This window comes from Mesorhizobium wenxiniae (assembly GCF_002284535.1).
Classification (GTDB): domain Bacteria; phylum Pseudomonadota; class Alphaproteobacteria; order Rhizobiales; family Rhizobiaceae; genus Mesorhizobium; species Mesorhizobium wenxiniae.
In genome coordinates this window covers 15,703-32,204 of record NZ_NPKH01000020.1, presented here as the reverse complement: position 1 = coordinate 32,204, position 16,502 = coordinate 15,703, and the positions used below count along the sequence as shown (strand labels likewise).

Below are 16,502 nucleotides of genomic sequence, written 5' to 3'. Positions count from 1 at the left end.
ATGTTGGAGATACCGGCCTCTGGTCCTTACCATCTTACCAACGTCCGGCTTCACGCATCACTGACGCCGGGCCTTGCCGCAGCCTTCGATGCCGACGGCTTTGCGCTCGCCGATATCGCCGTCGCCGACGGCAAAATCTCCAGCATCGTCGCGCATCGCCAGTCCAATTCGCCTGCAGCTGCCGCCGACCTCGGCGGCCGCGTCGTCATGCCGTGCTTCGTCGACTGCCACACGCATATCGACAAGGGCCATATCTGGCCTCGAAAACCCAATCCGAACGGCACGTTCATGGGCGCGTTGAACGCCACCGGCGCCGATCGCGCTGCCCGCTGGAGCGCAGACGACGTTGCCCGCCGCATGGATTTTTCGCTGCGCTCAGCCTACGCGCACGGCACCAGGGCTATGCGCACCCATCTTGACAGCGTCGCGCCGCAGGAAGAGATCTCCTGGCCGGTGTTCGAGACGATACGGGAGACATGGCGTGGCCGCATCGAGCTGCAAGCGGCCTGCCTGCTTGGCATCGAAGGCGTGCGCGACAGGAAGTGGTTCGAAAGGCTGGCCAAACGCGTCGCCGCGGCCAACGGCGTGCTCGGCGTCGTCACCTATATGCTGCCGGACCTGGAAGAGCTTCTCGACCAGGTGTTCGCGCAGGCGATCAAGCATGGCCTCGACCTCGATTTCCACGCCGACGAGACTGACGATATCTCGGCGATCTCGCTGAAGAAGATCGCCGAGGCGGCCTTGTGGAACGGTTTTGAGGGAAACATCCTCGTCGGCCACTGCTGCTCGCTGGCACGCCAGCCCGATCTCGATGTGCTCGACGCGCTGGATAAGGTGGCGAAGGCGAGGCTTGCCGTGGTGTCGCTGCCGATGTGCAATCTCTATCTGCAGGACCGGCGCGGCGACAAGACCACGCCGCGCTGGCGCGGCGTGACGCTGCTGCACGAGATGAAAGCGCGCGGCATTCCTGTCGCCGTCGCCTCCGACAATACCCGAGATCCGTTCTACGCCTATGGCGATCTCGACATGCTGGAGGTCTACCGCATGGCGACACGCATCCTGCATTTCGATCACCCGGTCGGCGATTGGCCACAGGCGGTGACTTCAACTCCGGCCCAGGTGATGCGGCTCGACGGTTTCGGCACCCTTGCAGCCGGCGGCGCCGCCGATTTCGTCGTCTTCAAGGGGCGGAGCTGGACGGAATTGCTGTCGCGGCCTGAATCGGATCGCATCGTGGTGCGCGACGGCCGCGCCATCGAGCGCCAATTGCCCGATTATGCCGAACTCGATGATCTGATGGTGGGATGATGGACCTGGCTACGCTCAAACGCGATCTCGACGGTCTGAAGATCGACGACCATCCGGCGATCGTCCAGCAAAAGAGCCGTGACTTCTACTGGTACAGCCCGGTGCTGAAGCAACAGCTCGACCATGTGACCGGCGATCTGATCGTGACGCCGAAGACGGAAGACGAGGTGATCCGAGTGCTTGCCGCCTGTCACCGGCATAGCATGCCGGTGACGCCGCGCGGCAGCGGCACCGGCAATTACGGGCAGGCGATGCCTTTGTCCGGCGGCGTCGTGCTCAATCTCGCCGAAATGAATGCAGTCAAGACGATCGCGCCCGGCCGCGTCGTGACCGGACCCGGTGCCGTCCTCGCCGACATCGACAGGGCGACGCGCGCGCATTCCGGCCAGGAGCTGCGAATGTCGCCATCGACCTATAACACCGCGTCGATCGGCGGTTTCGTCGCCGGCGGATCGGGCGGCGTCGGCTCGATCCGCTGGGGTGGGCTGCGCGACCTCGGCAATGTCATCCGGCTCAGGACCGTGACGATGGAGGCGGAGCCTCGCATCATGGATCTTACCGGCGAAGAGGTGCTGAAGGTGATGCATGCCTACGGCACCAACGGCATCATCACCGAGGTCGAGATGCCGCTGACCGCATCTTACGACTGGATCGACGTCATCGTCGGCTTCGACGATTTCATGGATGCGGCCGGCTTCGGCAACGATCTCGCCATTCAGGACGGCATTCTAGCGAAGCTGATCACGCCGATCGCCGCGCCCATCCCTTACGATTATTTCAAGCGGCACCAGCGGTTTTTCAGGCGCGAGCAAAGCATCGTCGTCTGCATGATCACGCCGCATGCCATGGACGCCTTTGTCGCTCTTACTGCGCGCAGCAAGGGCGAGATCGTCTTCCGCGCCGACAAGGAGGCCGATCTCAAGGGCCTGCCGCCGGCCTATGAGCTGACCTGGAACCACACGACGCTGCGCGCCATCAGGGTCGACCCGACGATTACCTATCTGCAGACCCGCTATCCTTCGCCGGATCACCTCGCTTACGTCAAGGCGATGATCGACCGCTTCGGCGACGAAGTGCCGACACATCTCGAATTCATCCGCTTCGACGGCGCGATCGGCGTGGCCGGGCTGCCGCTGGTCCGCTTCACGACGGCCGAGCGGCTCGACGAGATAATCCGCATCCACGAAGAGAATGGCTGCTGGGTCTTCAACCCGCACCGCTACACGCTGGAAGAGGGCGGCATGAAGCAGACGGACGAGGTGCAGCTCGCCTTCAAGCACGAGACCGATCCGCAAGGGCTGCTCAATCCCGGCAAGATGATCGCCTGGGAAAACCCGGACTACGATTATCGCTCGGGCAAGTCGTTCCTGTTCAAGGGGTTGCAGAAGGCGGGGTGATGAACATCCTCGTTCTCTACGCCCATCCGGTCGAGACCAGCTTCAATGCCGGTTTGCACAAGGTGATCGTCGAGCGGCTGACGGCAGCCCGCCACGCCGTCGACGACTGCGATCTCTACGCCGAGAATTTCGATCCCCGGCTGACGCGGGCCGAGCGGCTCGGTTATCACAACGATCGCGGCGCCGGTGATCCGGCAGCGCCCTATGTCGAGCGCCTGCTGCGGGCCGAGGCGCTGGTGCTGTCGTTTCCGGTGTGGAACTTCGGCTATCCGGCGATCCTGAAAGGCTTTTTCGACCGCGTATTCCTGCCCGGCGTCTCGTTCAAGTTGGTCAATGGCAAGGTGCAGCCGTCGCTGCACAACATCCGCAAGCTGGCGGCGGTCACCACCTATGGCGGCAGCCGGTTGCACGCCATGCTGATGGGCGACCCGCCGCGCAAGCTGGTCAAGCGAGTGTTGCGCGCCACGGTCAAGCCAGGTGCCTCCGTGTCCTATCTTGCGCATTATTCGATGAACCTGTCGACCGATGAAACGCGGAAGAGATTCACGGCGAAAGTCGCCGCCAGCATGGATGCCTTCTGATGCGGGTCCTGGTGGTTTACTGCCATCCGGTCCCGGAAAGCTTTTGCGCCTCGATCCGGGATAGTGCCATCGAGGTGCTGAAGGCGAGGGGCTGGGAGGTGCGGCTGCTCGACCTCTATGCGGAAAATTTCGATCCGGTCATGGGCTGCGGCGAGCGACGCTCTTACAATGAACACGCCCCACAGGATCCGGCGCTCAAGCCGCACATCGAAAATCTCGACTGGGCCCAGGCAATCCTCTTTATCTATCCGACATGGTGGTATGGGCTGCCGGCAATGCTGAAGGGCTGGCTCGACCGGGTCTGGGCGACCGACGTCGCCTTCCGGCTGCCGGCCGGCAAGCGACGGATTCAGTCGCTGATGAGGCATGTGACGAAGATCGGGGTGATCACGACCTGCGGCGCACCGACCTGGTGGAGCATCGTCGTCGGCCAGCCGGGACGCAAGACAATCCTGCGCGGCATGCGGGCACTCTGCGCCACCCGCTGCAGGACGTTCTTTCTGGCGCACTACCTGATGGACTCATCGACACCGAAGACGAGGGCGGCGTTCCTGGAGAAAGTGCGAACGAAGCTGGAGCGCTTCTGATCTACATCCGCACCCGTTCCGATTTCGGATCATACATCGGCTTCAGCGATGCCTCGGCGGCGAAGCGCTCGCCGGCGATTTCGATCGCGTAGGACGACGACAGCACGTCCGCCTCGCTCTCGCCCTTGCAAGGCACGTAGCCGAGGCCGATGGCGCCGCCGAGATGATGGCCGTAATTGCCCGAGGTGATCGGGCCGACGATCTTGCCGTCGCGCAGGATCGCCTCATTGTGAAAGAGCAAGGGTTGCGTGTCTTTCAGGCGGAACTGCAGCAGCCGCCGGTCCAATCCGGTTTCTTTTTTTCTTAGCACGGCGTCGCGGCCAAGGAAATCGCCCTTGGCAGTCTTCACTGCGAAGCCAAGGCCTGCCTCCAGCACATTGTCCTCATCGGTGATGTCGTGGCCGAAGTGCCGGAAGGCCTTTTCGATGCGGCAGGAATCCAGCGTGTGCAGGCCGCAGAGTTTTAGGCTGACATCGGCGGCGGCCTCCTCGATCGCCTCGAACACGTGGGCGGCCTGGTCGGTCGAGACATAAAGCTCCCAGCCCAGTTCGCCGACATAGGTTACACGGTGGGCGCGGGCCAGCCCCATGCCGATTTCAATCTCCTGAAACGTCCCGAACGGGTTGGTTTCGTTGGAGAAATCGTTCGGGCTCAGCTTTTGAATCAGCTTCCTCGCATCCGGACCCATCAGACAAAGCACGGCTTCGGCAGCCGTGACATCGGTGATGACGACGAATTCATGGGAGAGGTGTTTTTTTAGCCACGCGAGATCGCGCTGCAGCGTCGCGCCAGGCACGACCAGGAAGTAGGCCGTTTCAGATAGCCGTGAGACGGTGAGATCGCTCTCGATACCGCCGCGCTGGTTGAGCATCTGGGTATAGACGATCTTGCCCGGCGCCACGTCCATGTCGTTGGCGCAGAGTTTCTGCAGGAAGGCGCAGGCATCGCGGCCCTCGACACGGATCTTGCCGAACGAGGTCATGTCGAACAGGCCGACGCCGTTTCGGACGGCCAGATGTTCCTCGCGCTGGTTGTCGAACCAGTTCTGCCGCTTCCATGAATAGCGGTATTCGCGCTCCTGGCCGGGACTGGCGAACCAGTTGGCGCGCTCCCAGCCGGCAACCTCGCCGAACACCGCACCGCGCGCCTTCAGATGGTCGTGCAGCGGCGAGCGTCTGACGTTCCGCGACGTCGCCATCTGGCGGTACGGAAAATGGTCGGCATAGAGCAGGCCGAGCGTCTCGGAGACGCGCTCCTTCAGGTAGCGGCGGTTCTTCTGGAACGGCTGGGCGCGGCGGATGTCGACCTCCCACAGATCGAAGGGTGCCTCGCCGTCATTGATCCATTGCGCCAGGGCCATACCGGCGCCGCCGGAGGAAACGATGCCTATCGAATTATAGCCGGTCGCCATCCAGTAGCCGGAAAGCTCCGGCGCCTCGCCGAGATAGTAGCGATCATCAGGCGTAAAACTCTCCGGACCGTTGAAGAAAGTGTGGATGCCGGCGCTGGCCAGCATCGGCATCCGGTTGACGCCCATTTCAAGGATCGGCTCGAAATGCTCGAAATCCTCCGGCAACTGGTCGAAGCAGAAATCTTCGCGGATGCCGTCCATGCCCCATGGCTTGGCCACCGGCTCGAAGGCGCCGAGCATCATCTTGCCGGCGTCTTCCTTGTAGTAGGCGCATTCGTCCGGCACGCGCAGCACCGGCAGGCGGGTCAGGCCGGGGATCGGTTCGGTGACGAGGTAAAAGTGCTCGCAGGCATGCAGCGGGATGGTGACGCCGTTCTGGCGCCCGAGCTCGCGCGCCCACATGCCCGCGCAATTGACGACGACATCGGCTTCGATCATGCCCTGCTCGTCGCCTTGCGTCCAGGAGACGCCGGCAACGCGGCTATCCCTGGTATGGACCTTGGTTACCTTCACGTTCTCGACGATCGTCGCACCGCGCTGGCGCGCACCCTTGGCCAGCGCCATGGCGATATTGGCCGGGTCGCACTGGCCGTCGAGCGGCAGATGCACGGCGCCGACCACATCGGAAATGTTGAGATGCGGGTACATCTCCTTGACTTCATCAGGCGAAATCTCGCGCACGTCGACATCGAACGCGCGGGCGAGAGACGCCTGCCTATAAATCTCGTGCTTGCGCTCCTCGGTCAGCGCCACGGTGATCGAACCGACCTGCCGCATGCCGGTGCCGACATCGGTCTCGGCTTCGAGCTTGACGTAGAGGTCGGCCGAATATTTCGCCAGCCGCGTCATGTTCTGCGAACCGCGCAGCTGGCCGATCAAGCCGGCGGCGTGCCATGTCGTGCCCGATGTCAGCTGCTTGCGTTCGAGCAGCACGATATCGGTCCAGCCGAGCTTGGCCAGATGGTAGGCGACCGAACAGCCTGAAACACCGCCGCCGATGATGACGGCCCTTGCTTTGGGAGGAATGGCCTTTGTCGGGATGGTATTCTGGGGCAGGGCGCTCATGCCGCCTCACGGCGATAGTTAGAAGCGAAGCGGCGCAGCCGAAGGGCTGCTTCCAAAAGTATCGCCTCGGGCTGGCAGAGGCTGACGCGGATGTGGCCGGCGGCGGCATCGCCGAAACTCGAGCCCGGCATGACGCCGACTTTTTCCTTGTCGAGGAAAGCCCAGGCGAATTTCTCGTCGTCCGGCTCGATGGCCGAGATGTCGAGCATGACATACATGCCGCCTTCGGAGCCGCGTACGGTGATGTTGTTCATGCCGTGCATTGCGTCGAGGACGACGCTGCGCCTTGCGGCATAGCGTTCGGCGATCTCCTTGACGCCATAGCCGTTTTCCAGCGCCTCGGCGCAAGCGAGGCTGATGAAGGCCGGCAGGCCGTAGGTCGTCACCAGATTGAGGTTGGTCAGCAGCGAGATCATCTCTTCTGGCCCGGTCAGCCAGCCCATGCGCCAGCCGGTCATGCCGTGGCTCTTCGACATGGAATTGATGACCAGCGTGCGTTCCGCCATGCCGGGTAGCGAGCGCGGTGAGATGTGCTCGCCGCCGCCCAGCGTCCAATAGACCTCGTCCGACAGCAGCCAGAGGTCATGTTCCCGGCAGATGTGCGCCAGGTCTTCCAGCCGCTGGCGCGAGTAGACAGCACCCGTCGGGTTGTTGGGCGTATTGATGAGGATGGCGCGCGTGTTCGGCCGGAGCGCGGCACGAATGTCGGCGGCTCGCGGCTGGAAACCATCCTCGGGGGGTGTCTCGACTACGGTGAAATCGGCGCCCGCTGCACTGAACGTGTTGGGGTAGGTTGCGTAATAGGGCGCCACCACGATGGCATGGTCGCCCTGGTCGAGAACGGCTTGTACCGCCGCGTAAAGCGCTGCCTGTCCGCCTGGCGTGGCGATGACCTGGTCGGGGTTGGTCGCAATGCCGGTGCACACGGTCGACGCCGCCGCCATTGCCTTGCGCAGGCGCGGAATGCCGGGAAGCGGGGTGTAGTGGTGGTTGCTGGCGCGAACCGCGGTCACGCAGGCTTCGATCGTCTCCGCCGGCGTGTCGAAATCGTGGTCGCCAACCGACAGCATGATGATGTCCTCGCCGGCCTCCTTGCGTGTCCAGGCAGCGAAATGAACCTCCCAGCCATCCTTGCCGGAAGGCACGATGCCGGAAATGCGCGATGATGGTTTGGGCATTATGCTACTCCCGAAATTTCGTAGCCGGCCTGTTCGAGCCGGTCACGCAGGGCGGCGATGTGGGGCGGTCCGACTTCACAGCAGCCGCCGACGATGCCGGCGCCGGCCTCAACCCAGCCGACTGCCTGGCCTGCATAGGCGTCCGGATCAAGGTCGTGGCGGGCGTGCAGCACTTCCACGGTGCCGCCATGCTTGAGCGCCTCAATCGAGGTGAAGCCGTTGGCATAGGCGCCGACCGGGCCGCCGAGGCAGATCAGTTCGGGCAACGCTGCAGCAATCGCTTCGGGCCTGCAGCAATTGACCAGTCTAGCTGCGACCGGCAGCCCGTCGAGAGCGCTCGACGCAGCCGCAATGGCTTCGCCACTGCGCAGTCGTGGTGCGCCGTGATCGGCAAGTGTCCAAGACACCCACACAGGTTTGCCGCTTTCCGACGCCGCGGTGACAGCCGCGCGCGCCTCCTCGGCCGACGCCATGGTTTCGCACAGGAACAGATCGACGCCGTCAGCCTGCTCGGCAACGATGCGGCGGTAGATGTCGAGCGTATCCTGGAAGGATATCGTCAGTGCCGGCGCGTAGCTGCCGAACAGGGGCGACAGGCAGCCGGCGATTGCCGCGTCGCCGGCCTGGTCGCGAGCTTGCCTTGCCAGTTCCATGCCGCGCTTCTGCAGCGGCTTGAACAGCTCTTCCGCGCCCTCCCGCGCCAGCCGTTCGGGCGTTGCCGAATAGGTGTTGATGGTGATGACACGGGCGCCGGCCCGGATGAACTCCGCATGCAGGTCGCGCACCAGGTCCGGTTCGTCGATCAGCACCCTGGCCGACCATAGCGGGGTGGGATCGGACTTGCTGCGGCGTACCAGTTCCTGACCCATGCCGCCGTCAGTGAGGATAACCGTATTCACGCGCGCAACCTCTCGTTCTTTGGATCCCACAGCGGTTCGTCCTTCTGCACGATCGCTTTGAAGCGCTCGCCGAAGATCTCGACCTCGACCGTAGTTCCCGGCTCAGTGAGATCGGCCCGCAGCATGCCGAGCGCGATCGATTTGTCGATACGATGACCCCAGCCGCCGGACGTCGTCTCGCCGACTATCCGGCCGTCATGCCACAGCGTCGACATGGTAGGCGCATCGCAGTCGCCGGGGTTTTCGATGATCAGCGTGACAAAGCGTTTCTTGACGCCCTGCTGCTTCTCGTTCTGAAGCGCTGCCTTGCTGCGGAAGTCGGGCTTGTCCCATCTGACGAAACGCTCCAACCCACCCTGCAGGATCGAATAGTCGGTCGACAGGTCGCCTTTCCAGGCGCGATAGCCTTTTTCGAGCCGCAGCGAATCCAGCGCGTACATGCCGAACGGCGTCAGGCCGTGCTTCTGGCCGGCCGCCCAGACAGCGTCGAAGACGGCGGCGGTGGCGTCGACCTTGGTGTGGATTTCCCAGCCGAGTTCGCCGGCGAAGGACACGCGCACCAGCCTTGCCCAACGGCCGGCGACCGTCGTCTCCTGGTGCGTCAGCCAGGGCAGAGCAAGGTCGGCGGCGCAGACATCGGCGAGGATTTTTCGCGAATTGGGCCCGGCGAGGATCTGCGTGGAGTATTCCTCGGTCCGGTCGACCAGCTTGAATGAAGCGTCCTTCGGCATGCGCCATTTCAGCCACTCGAAATCGTGCCACTGCGCCACCGCGGCGGTGATCAGCGTCATCAAATTCTCATCGTGGCGCACCACCGACATTTCGGTCACGATGCGGCCCTTGTCGTCGGCAAAATAGACGAGGCCGATGCGGCCGGGTTTCGGCACCAGCCCCGTAACCTGCTGGCTCAGCCATTCCGCAGCGCCAGGGCCGTCGAGGTTGAAGCGGGAAAAGCCGGGCAGGTCCAAAATGCCGGCGGCGTCGCGCACGGCGAGGCATTCTTCGCGGACGCGATGCTGCCATGGCCCGTCGCGACGGAAGGTCAGCGTCGCGGCTTCCGAAACATCGTCGCCGGCTTGCGCGTACCAGGTGGCGCGCTCCCAGCCATTATAGGCGTCGAACTGGGCGCCGAGCGCCTTGATGCGATCATGGATCGGCGACAGTTTGCGGTCGCGCCCAGCTGGCCATGCATGGCGCGGAAACTGAATGGCGTATTCGTTGCCGTAGATTTCCATGCCCTTGGCGACGCAGTAATCCGGGGCCGAGGCAAAGCTGGTGAAGCGGCGCGGATCGCAGGACCACATGTCCCACTCGGTCTGGCCCTCAGTCACCCATTCGGCCAGCACCTTGCCGGCGCCGCCGCCCTGGGCGATGCCGAAGGTGAAGACGCAGGCCTCGAAGGCGTTGGGCACGCCGGGCATCGGCCCGATCAGCGGATTGCCGTCCGGTGCGTAGGGGATCGGGCCGTTGATGACCTTGGACAGACCGGCGGTGCCAAGGATCGGCACGCGGGCGACGGCATCGGCCAGATAGTCCTCCAGCCGGTCGAGATCGTCGGGGAACAGCTGGAAAGAAAAATCGTCTGGCATCGGGTCGTTGTGACCGACCCAATGCGCACGGCAATTGCGTTCATAGGGGCCGAGATTCATGCCGTTCTTTTCCTGGCGCAGGTAATAGGAGGTGTCGACGTCGCGCAGCAGCGGCAGTTTCTTGCCTTGCTCCTTCGACCATGCGGCCAGTTCGGGGATTTCCTCGAACAGGATATATTGATGGCTCATCACCATCATAGGCACGTCGCGGCCGAACATCTTTCCGACTTCGGCCGCACGGTAACCGGCGGCGTTGACGACCACCTCGCAGCGGATTTCGCCCTGCGCGGTCTCGACCACCCACTCGTCGTTCTCGCGGCGCACGCCGGTGACCGGACAGAAGCGAATGATCTTCGCACCTAGGTCGCGGGCGCCCTTGGCCAGCGCCTGGGTCAGCTGCGCCGGGTCGATGTCGCCATCGTTCGGATCGTAGAGCGCGCCCTTCAGCTCATGCGTTTCGATGAACGGGTAGCGGCGCTTGATCTCGTCGAGCCCGATCAAGTCGATGTCCATCCCCTGGTAGCGGCCCATGCCCTTGGCGCGCTCGAACTCCTGCATTCGCTCGGCCGTATGGGCCAGCCTGAGCGAACCGGTGACGTGGTAGTTCATGGGATAGCCAACCGCGTCGGCCAGCCCGCGATAGAGCTCCGTCGAATAGCGCTGCATGTTCATCAGCGACCATGACGAGGAGAAGGTCGGCACGTTGCCGGCCGCATGCCAGGTCGAGCCGGAGGTGAGCTCATTCTTTTCCAGGAGCACGCAGTCGGTCCAGCCCGCCTTGGCGAGATGGTAGAGCGAGGAGGAGCCGACGACACCGCCTCCGATGATCACCACACGTGCCGTGATCGGCAAACCGGCCATGTTTTTCTCCAAACCTAAAGCGCGGTCCAGCGCGCTTATTTCTGTTTTGATGCATGTCGTTATCCCAAAACCGCTGCACACTTTTGGGGGACATGCATTCAGTAAACAGGTGGCGAAACCACCCAGATGACTACCGCCGGCTCTGCTCCAGGATTGCGCCAGCGGAACGGCTTGCCGTCGAAGCGAAAGGAGTCGCCTTCGCCAAGCCGGTGCCAGACGCCTGATATCTCGATGTCGAAGCTGCCGGAAGCAACATACCCGGCTTCCTCCGTCGGCCGGCGCGCTTCGGTCTTCAGTTCAGCACCCGGCGCGAAGACCGAACGCAGCATTTCGAAGCTACCGCCGAGATCGGGCGACAGAAGCTCCTCCACCAATCCGGAATCGCTTGTACCAAGCGTGCGGCGGCTGCCGGCGCGCACGACCACGCCGCGCTCGTTCTCCACAGGCACGTCGTGGCTGAAGAACAGGCTGACCGGCACGCCGAACAATTCCGCAAAGGCTCTGAGATCGCTCAGCGATGGTATCGACAGGCCGCGCTCGACCTGACTGACCCAGCCGACGGAGCGGCCGAGCTTCAGGCCGATCTCGGCAAGCGTCAGACCGCGCGCCCTGCGCAGCGCCCTGATATCGCCGGCCAGCAGCCGTTCGCGGTTTTCCTGCTCCGATCTGAGCGCGGTTGAAGGCAAAGCCATTTCTCTTGATGAAATTTCTTGGTGAGAAATCCCCTTCGTGAAAAAGTCGGGGCAAATTTCATGAGACGTCAGGTTCGTGAAAAAATCAAGAGGATTTTCATAGGGCCACAAGAATTGCTTGCGCCATTTTGGCAGTTCAGGCAAAGGCTCGGCCACGAACGGCGAGTGAGGGCGTCCGGTCGAGGCTTACGATAGAGCGCCACGCGTCAAATTGGACCCGCAATGGTGCTCTTTCATTTTCTGGACGGCGCATGATCCTTTCCGGAATCGATTCCGGTTTCCGGGTCAGGCGCAAAGGACGCCGATGCTGGAAAACAGGACTAAGATTAGAGATGATGCGGCGATCGTCGACGAGGCGATCACGTCGCGCCGCTCGGTGCGGGCCTTTCTGCCCGACATGGTCGACGACGAGACGATCCGCGCCATTCTCACCGTTGCCGCGCGCGCCCCTTCGGGCACCAACATGCAGCCCTGGCGGGTCTACGTGACCAAGGGCGAGGTCAAGCAGCGGATCACCGATGCCATCCTCAACTCCGGCATCCGTGCCGAAAAGGCCGAGTGGGACGAGTATCGCTACTATCCCGACCAGTTCTTCGAACCCTATCTCACCCGGCGGCGGGCCAATGGCTTCGGCCTCTACAGCGTTCTCGGCATCGGCCGGCGTGAGGTGGACAGGATGCGCGCGCAGCACGACCGCAACTTCGTCTTCTTCGACGCGCCGGTCGGCATGATCTTCACCGTCGACCGGCGGCTGAACAAGGGGTCGTGGATCGATTACGGCATGTTCCTGCAGAATATCATGATGGCGGCACGGGGCAGGGGCCTGCACACTTGCCCGCAGGCCGCCTTTGCACCCTATCACAAGCAGATCAGGCCGGTGCTCAACATTCCAGACGAGGAGATCGTCGTCTGCGGCATGGCGCTCGGCCATGAAGACACGTCCAAGCCCGAAAACGAGTTCCGCACCGACCGCGCGCCGCTGGACGAGTGGGTGACGTTCGCCAAATGAGATGGCGCCAAGTGAGGCGACGACGCGCCGTCTCGGTCTACTGCACTTCGTAACCGACTTCCTCGCTGGCGTGACAGAGCGCCTTCCAGAACGAGCGCGCAAACGACCGGAACACATAGATGTCGAACTGGTCGGCGCCGGTGCGCTGGATCTGGGCGAAGACGTCATGATGCATGGTCGAACGGCCGGCACCGACCGGAAAGGCCGGCAGCGCGAAGTCGATGGCGAAGAATTTCGCCAGCACCCATTCGGCCTTCGGTCCGGCGATGCGGATCGCGGTGCGGCCATGCGACAGGTCGGTCACCGTGCCGATCGCCGGCGTCACGACACCGGCAAAGCCCGACACCAGGCCCTCGGCCTCGTCGACCACCGTGAATTTTCCTGGCGCGAAACCGAACACCGATCTCACGCCGTCGGTGCTGCCGGCGCCGGCGCCATCGGGCAGAGCAAGGCCGGTCACGGTGCGGATACCGGCGATCAACTCCTTCTCCTGGCCCGGCCAGGCAGCGAGCTGCAGGATCGACCCCGGCTTGATTTCGGAGAGGATGACATCGATGCCGTGTTCGAAATCGCCGTGCGAGCCGGTGCGCAGTTCCGGCTCAAGCGGTGCCGGCTCAAGCGGTGATTGGCGCTCAACCATGCATGCGGCTCCCGTCCGGATCAAAGAAGTGGTTGGAGACGATCTCGACCGGGCCGAACCGGTTGCGCAGGGGATCGGAGATATGGGCGCGCGTGCCGCGCCGTGCCTTGCCGTCCTTGACCAAAGCGAGCGCGATGTACTTGCCGAGGGCCGGCGAATAGCAGCAAGCGGTGATGTGGCCGATGGAATCGTGCGGATTGGCTTCGTCAAGCGCCTCGACGATATGCGCGCCGCCGTTGAGCGGCTGGTTGTAGAGCGAAATCAGCCCGACGAGTTCCAAACGGCCGGGTGCGATCAGGCCCTCGCGATCCATCATCGCCGAGCCGATGAAGGGCTTCTTCTTGGACAGCATCCAGTCGAGATGCAGGTCGCGCGCCGTGGTGCGGCCGTCGATCTCGGCGCCGGTGACGTGGCCTTTCTCGATGCGCATCGTGCCCAGCGCCTCAAGCCCGTAAGTCACCAGTCCGAACGGCTTGCCGGCTTCGATCAACGCTTCCCAGACATGGGTGCCGTAGCCTGCGCCGGAGTAAACTTCGAAGGCCATTTCGCCGGAGAAGGAAAGCCGGCAGATCATCACCGACACGCCTGATATCTTGCCATGCACGATGCCCATGAAGGGCAGTGCGGCGTTGTCGACGGCAGTGCCGGTGACGCAAGCAGCAAGAATGGCTCGCGCCTTTGGCCCGCCGATCGCCGCACCCGCCCATTGGTCGGTCACCGAGGTGACGTGGACCTTCAGCTCCGGCCAGATGACGTCGAGGAAATATTCCAGGTGCTGCATCACCTTGCCGGCATTGGCGGTGGTGGTGGTCATCAAGAAGTCCTGTTCGCCGAGCCGCCATGTCGTGCCGTCGTCGAAGGCGAGGCCGTCCTCGCGCAGCATCAGCCCGTAGCGGGCCTTGCCGACGGCCAGCGTCGAGAACATGTTGGTGTAGACCCGGTCGAGGAATTCCGCCGCGTCCGGACCCTGCACGGCGATCTTGCCCAGCGTCGAGACGTCGACGATGCCGGCGCTCTCGCGCGTCGCCTTAGCTTCGCGTACATAGGCCTGCTCGATCGTTTCGCCGGCGTGGCCGTAGATCATCGGGCGATACCAGAGGCCGGCCGAATACATGGTTGCGCCGTTGGCGACGTGCCAGTCATGCATCGGCGTCAGCCGCTCGGGCCTCAGATCACCGAACCGTTCCGCGGCGAGCGAGCCGATCGACACCGCCGAAAAGGGTGGGCGAAAACGTGTCGTGCCGACTTCGGGGATCGGCTTGCCCAATGCTTCGGCCATGATGGCGTGGCCCGGTATGTTGGAGCTCTTGCCCTGGTCGGTCGCCATGCCGAGCGTGGTGTAGCGCTTCAGGTGCTCGACCGAGATGAAGCCCTCGCGATGCGCCAGCCGCACATCCTCCGCGGTCACATCGTGCTGGAAATCGACGAAGCTTTTTCCATCAGCCTTGATTTCGAACACCGGCGCCGGATCGGGATCGCCGGGTGCGGCTTCGACGACCGGCAAGGCCGCTGGCGTGCCCGTTCCACCCGCCGCGGAAAGGCCGGCGGCGCGGCCTTCGGCGATTGCCTCGGCGGTGGAAAAGCTGCCGGTGAAGGCGCCGGCGCCAATCCATCGCTGCGTCGCGTTCGGTGGTAGGAAGGCTTGTCTGGCGGCATTCCATTCCGCCTTGGCGCCGTCCTGGCTGGCCAGATGGATGGTCGGCGACCAGCCTCCCGACATCAGCAGGCAGTCGGCTTGAATGCTGCGCCGATCGCCGGCAAGCGCGCCGTTGACCATGTCGAAGCGCTGCACCTTGATACCGGCCAACGCTTTGCCGCCTTCGGTGGCGACCACGGCGTGAGCGGAAAGGTTCTTGGCCTCCACTTCGTCGGCGAGCTCGCGTATCTCGCTCGAAAGCTCCGGCCGCACGTCGACGATGGCGACGATCGCCGCACCGGCCTTCTTCAGCGCAAGCGCGCAGCGATAGGCGCTGTCATTGTTGGTGAAGAGCGCGATCCTGTTGCCCGGCAGCACGCCGTACTCGTTGGCGTAGCGCTCGGCGGCATGCGCCAGCATCACACCCGGCCGGTCGTTACCCGGAAACACCAGCGGCCGCTCGAAGGAGCCGGTGGCCAGCACCACCGATTTGGCGCGGATGGTCCAGTAGCGATGGCGCGGTTCGCCCTTGCCGGGCCTCTCCTTATGATCGGTGACCCGTTCGAGCGCGGCGAGCGTGTTGCCATCGTAGTAGCCCCAGACCGTGGTGCGCGGCAGCAGGCGGACATTGTCATAGCCTTCGAGCTGGCCGGCGGCTCGCGCTGCCCAGTCGGCGGCCGGCATGCCGTCGATCGTCTCGCCCGACCAGTTGGCCGAGCCGCCGAAATGCGGTTCGAGCTCGCTGAGGATGACACGCGCGCCCTGATCGGCGGCGGCCCTGGCAGCCATCAGCCCGGCCGGACCGGAGCCGACCACCAGCACATCGCAGAAAGCGTTCATGCGCTCATAGCGCGCCGTGTCGGCAGCGATCCCAGCACGGCCGAGACCGGCGGCGCGGCGGATGAAATGCTCGCAGAACATCCAGAAACGCGTGCCTTTCAGCGGGCCGATCGCAGGTCCCATGAAGGTCTTATAATAGAAGCCGGCAGACAGAAGCTTGCCGCCGAGCTGGTTGGCGGCGCTGAGATCCCAGGACAGCGATGGAAAGCGGTTCTGGCTGACGGCGGTCAGCCCGTCATAGATCTCGACCATGGTCGCGGCAATGTTGGGCTCGCGAACCTCGCCCCGCAGCACCGTCACCAGGGCGTTTGGCTCTTCGACGCCTGATGTCAGCACGCCGCGCGGGCGGTGATATTTGAACGAGCGCCCGAACAGGGTGACACCGTTGGCCAGCAGCGCCGAGGCAAGCGTGTCGCCGGCATGACCGATGTAGGGCGCGCCGTCGAAGGTGAACCGGATGGTTCGCAGCCGGTCGATCCGGCCGCCGGCATCGGTGCGGCGCGGGCTCATGGCTTGCCCTCCGCCTTGTGGCGCGCGGCGGATTTGTGGTCGCCGCGCGCGAAGGCGACGCTGGAGACCTCGTGTGTCAGCGTGTTGCGCACGACCCTGAGGTGGGCGCGGCAGCCGCCGGAATGCTGCCAGATCTCGTTGTGGTCGCCCGCCGGGTTCAACCTGTTGTAGACATAGGCGTTCCAGGCATCGAGGTTTTGGGAGGCAGGCTGAGGGCGCTCGCGGTTGCCATCGCCCTGATAGGTGAACTCGATGACGTCGCGCGGGCCGCAATAGGGGCAGGTGATGAGCATCGATGT

The 16,502-nt window shown here is 63.8% G+C and carries 13 protein-coding genes; 5 read left to right on the top strand and 8 right to left on the bottom strand.

The genetic code is table 11. The features are described from left to right. From CIT31_RS10390 to CIT31_RS10375, 4 genes are read left to right on the top strand one after another with little or no spacing between them, the layout of a single operon-like run. On the top strand, nt 1-1,308 hold the full coding sequence (locus tag CIT31_RS10390) for a cytosine deaminase (RefSeq protein ID WP_095518547.1): 1,308 nt from the start codon (nt 1-3) through the stop codon (nt 1,306-1,308). After that, nucleotides 1,305-2,705, top strand: coding sequence for an FAD-binding oxidoreductase (locus CIT31_RS10385; RefSeq protein ID WP_425350583.1), 1,401 nt, complete (start codon nt 1,305-1,307; stop codon nt 2,703-2,705). The genes CIT31_RS10390 and CIT31_RS10385 overlap by 4 nt, the downstream gene beginning before the upstream one ends. Continuing rightward, nucleotides 2,705-3,286: an NAD(P)H-dependent oxidoreductase gene (locus CIT31_RS10380; protein WP_165778407.1), complete on the top strand. Its 582-nt coding sequence runs from the start codon at nt 2,705-2,707 to the stop codon at nt 3,284-3,286. The genes CIT31_RS10385 and CIT31_RS10380 overlap by 1 nt, the downstream gene beginning before the upstream one ends. After that, nucleotides 3,286-3,873 (top strand): NAD(P)H-dependent oxidoreductase, encoded by a 588-nt coding sequence (locus CIT31_RS10375; RefSeq protein ID WP_095518545.1) that lies wholly within the window; start codon nt 3,286-3,288, stop codon nt 3,871-3,873. The genes CIT31_RS10380 and CIT31_RS10375 overlap by 1 nt, the downstream gene beginning before the upstream one ends. Nucleotide 3,874: 1 nt before the next feature. Here the strand turns inward: CIT31_RS10375 and CIT31_RS10370 are convergent, their stop codons facing one another. From CIT31_RS10370 to CIT31_RS10350, 5 genes are all read right to left on the bottom strand, one after another. Next, nucleotides 3,875-6,349: a GcvT family protein gene (locus CIT31_RS10370; RefSeq protein WP_165778406.1), complete on the bottom strand. Its 2,475-nt coding sequence runs from the start codon at nt 6,347-6,349 to the stop codon at nt 3,875-3,877. Continuing rightward, nucleotides 6,346-7,527, bottom strand: a complete 1,182-nt coding sequence (locus CIT31_RS10365; RefSeq protein WP_095518544.1) for a pyridoxal phosphate-dependent aminotransferase — start codon at nt 7,525-7,527, stop codon at nt 6,346-6,348. Before CIT31_RS10365 ends, CIT31_RS10370 begins: the two co-directional genes overlap by 4 nt. Beyond that, nucleotides 7,527-8,426: a homocysteine S-methyltransferase family protein gene (locus CIT31_RS10360; protein WP_095518543.1), complete on the bottom strand. Its 900-nt coding sequence runs from the start codon at nt 8,424-8,426 to the stop codon at nt 7,527-7,529. The genes CIT31_RS10365 and CIT31_RS10360 overlap by 1 nt, the downstream gene beginning before the upstream one ends. Then, the gene (locus CIT31_RS10355; protein ID WP_095518542.1) at nt 8,423-10,876 is read right to left on the bottom strand and encodes a GcvT family protein; all 2,454 of its coding nucleotides are present in this window, start codon (nt 10,874-10,876) and stop codon (nt 8,423-8,425) included. Before CIT31_RS10355 ends, CIT31_RS10360 begins: the two co-directional genes overlap by 4 nt. Nucleotides 10,877-10,974: 98 nt before the next feature. Next, complete coding sequence (locus tag CIT31_RS10350) at nt 10,975-11,568, bottom strand: helix-turn-helix domain-containing protein (protein ID WP_095518541.1); 594 nt, start codon at nt 11,566-11,568, stop codon at nt 10,975-10,977. Nucleotides 11,569-11,872: 304 nt separating this feature from the next. Here CIT31_RS10350 and CIT31_RS10345 point away from each other — a divergent pair, with 304 nt between their 5' ends. After that, nucleotides 11,873-12,577 (top strand): nitroreductase, encoded by a 705-nt coding sequence (locus CIT31_RS10345; RefSeq protein ID WP_095518540.1) that lies wholly within the window; start codon nt 11,873-11,875, stop codon nt 12,575-12,577. Between the two features lie 37 nt (nt 12,578-12,614). Here the strand turns inward: CIT31_RS10345 and CIT31_RS10340 are convergent, their stop codons facing one another. The 3 genes from CIT31_RS10340 to CIT31_RS10330 are packed head-to-tail and all read right to left on the bottom strand — an operon-like array spanning nt 12,615 to nt 16,496. After that, nucleotides 12,615-13,217, bottom strand: a complete 603-nt coding sequence (locus CIT31_RS10340) for a sarcosine oxidase subunit gamma (protein ID WP_095518539.1) — start codon at nt 13,215-13,217, stop codon at nt 12,615-12,617. Beyond that, on the bottom strand, nt 13,210-16,203 hold the full coding sequence (locus tag CIT31_RS10335) for a sarcosine oxidase subunit alpha (RefSeq protein ID WP_095518538.1): 2,994 nt from the start codon (nt 16,201-16,203) through the stop codon (nt 13,210-13,212). The genes CIT31_RS10340 and CIT31_RS10335 overlap by 8 nt, the downstream gene beginning before the upstream one ends. After that, complete coding sequence (locus tag CIT31_RS10330) at nt 16,200-16,496, bottom strand: sarcosine oxidase subunit delta (RefSeq protein ID WP_095518537.1); 297 nt, start codon at nt 16,494-16,496, stop codon at nt 16,200-16,202. Before CIT31_RS10330 ends, CIT31_RS10335 begins: the two co-directional genes overlap by 4 nt. Nucleotides 16,497-16,502: the final 6 nt, after the last annotated feature.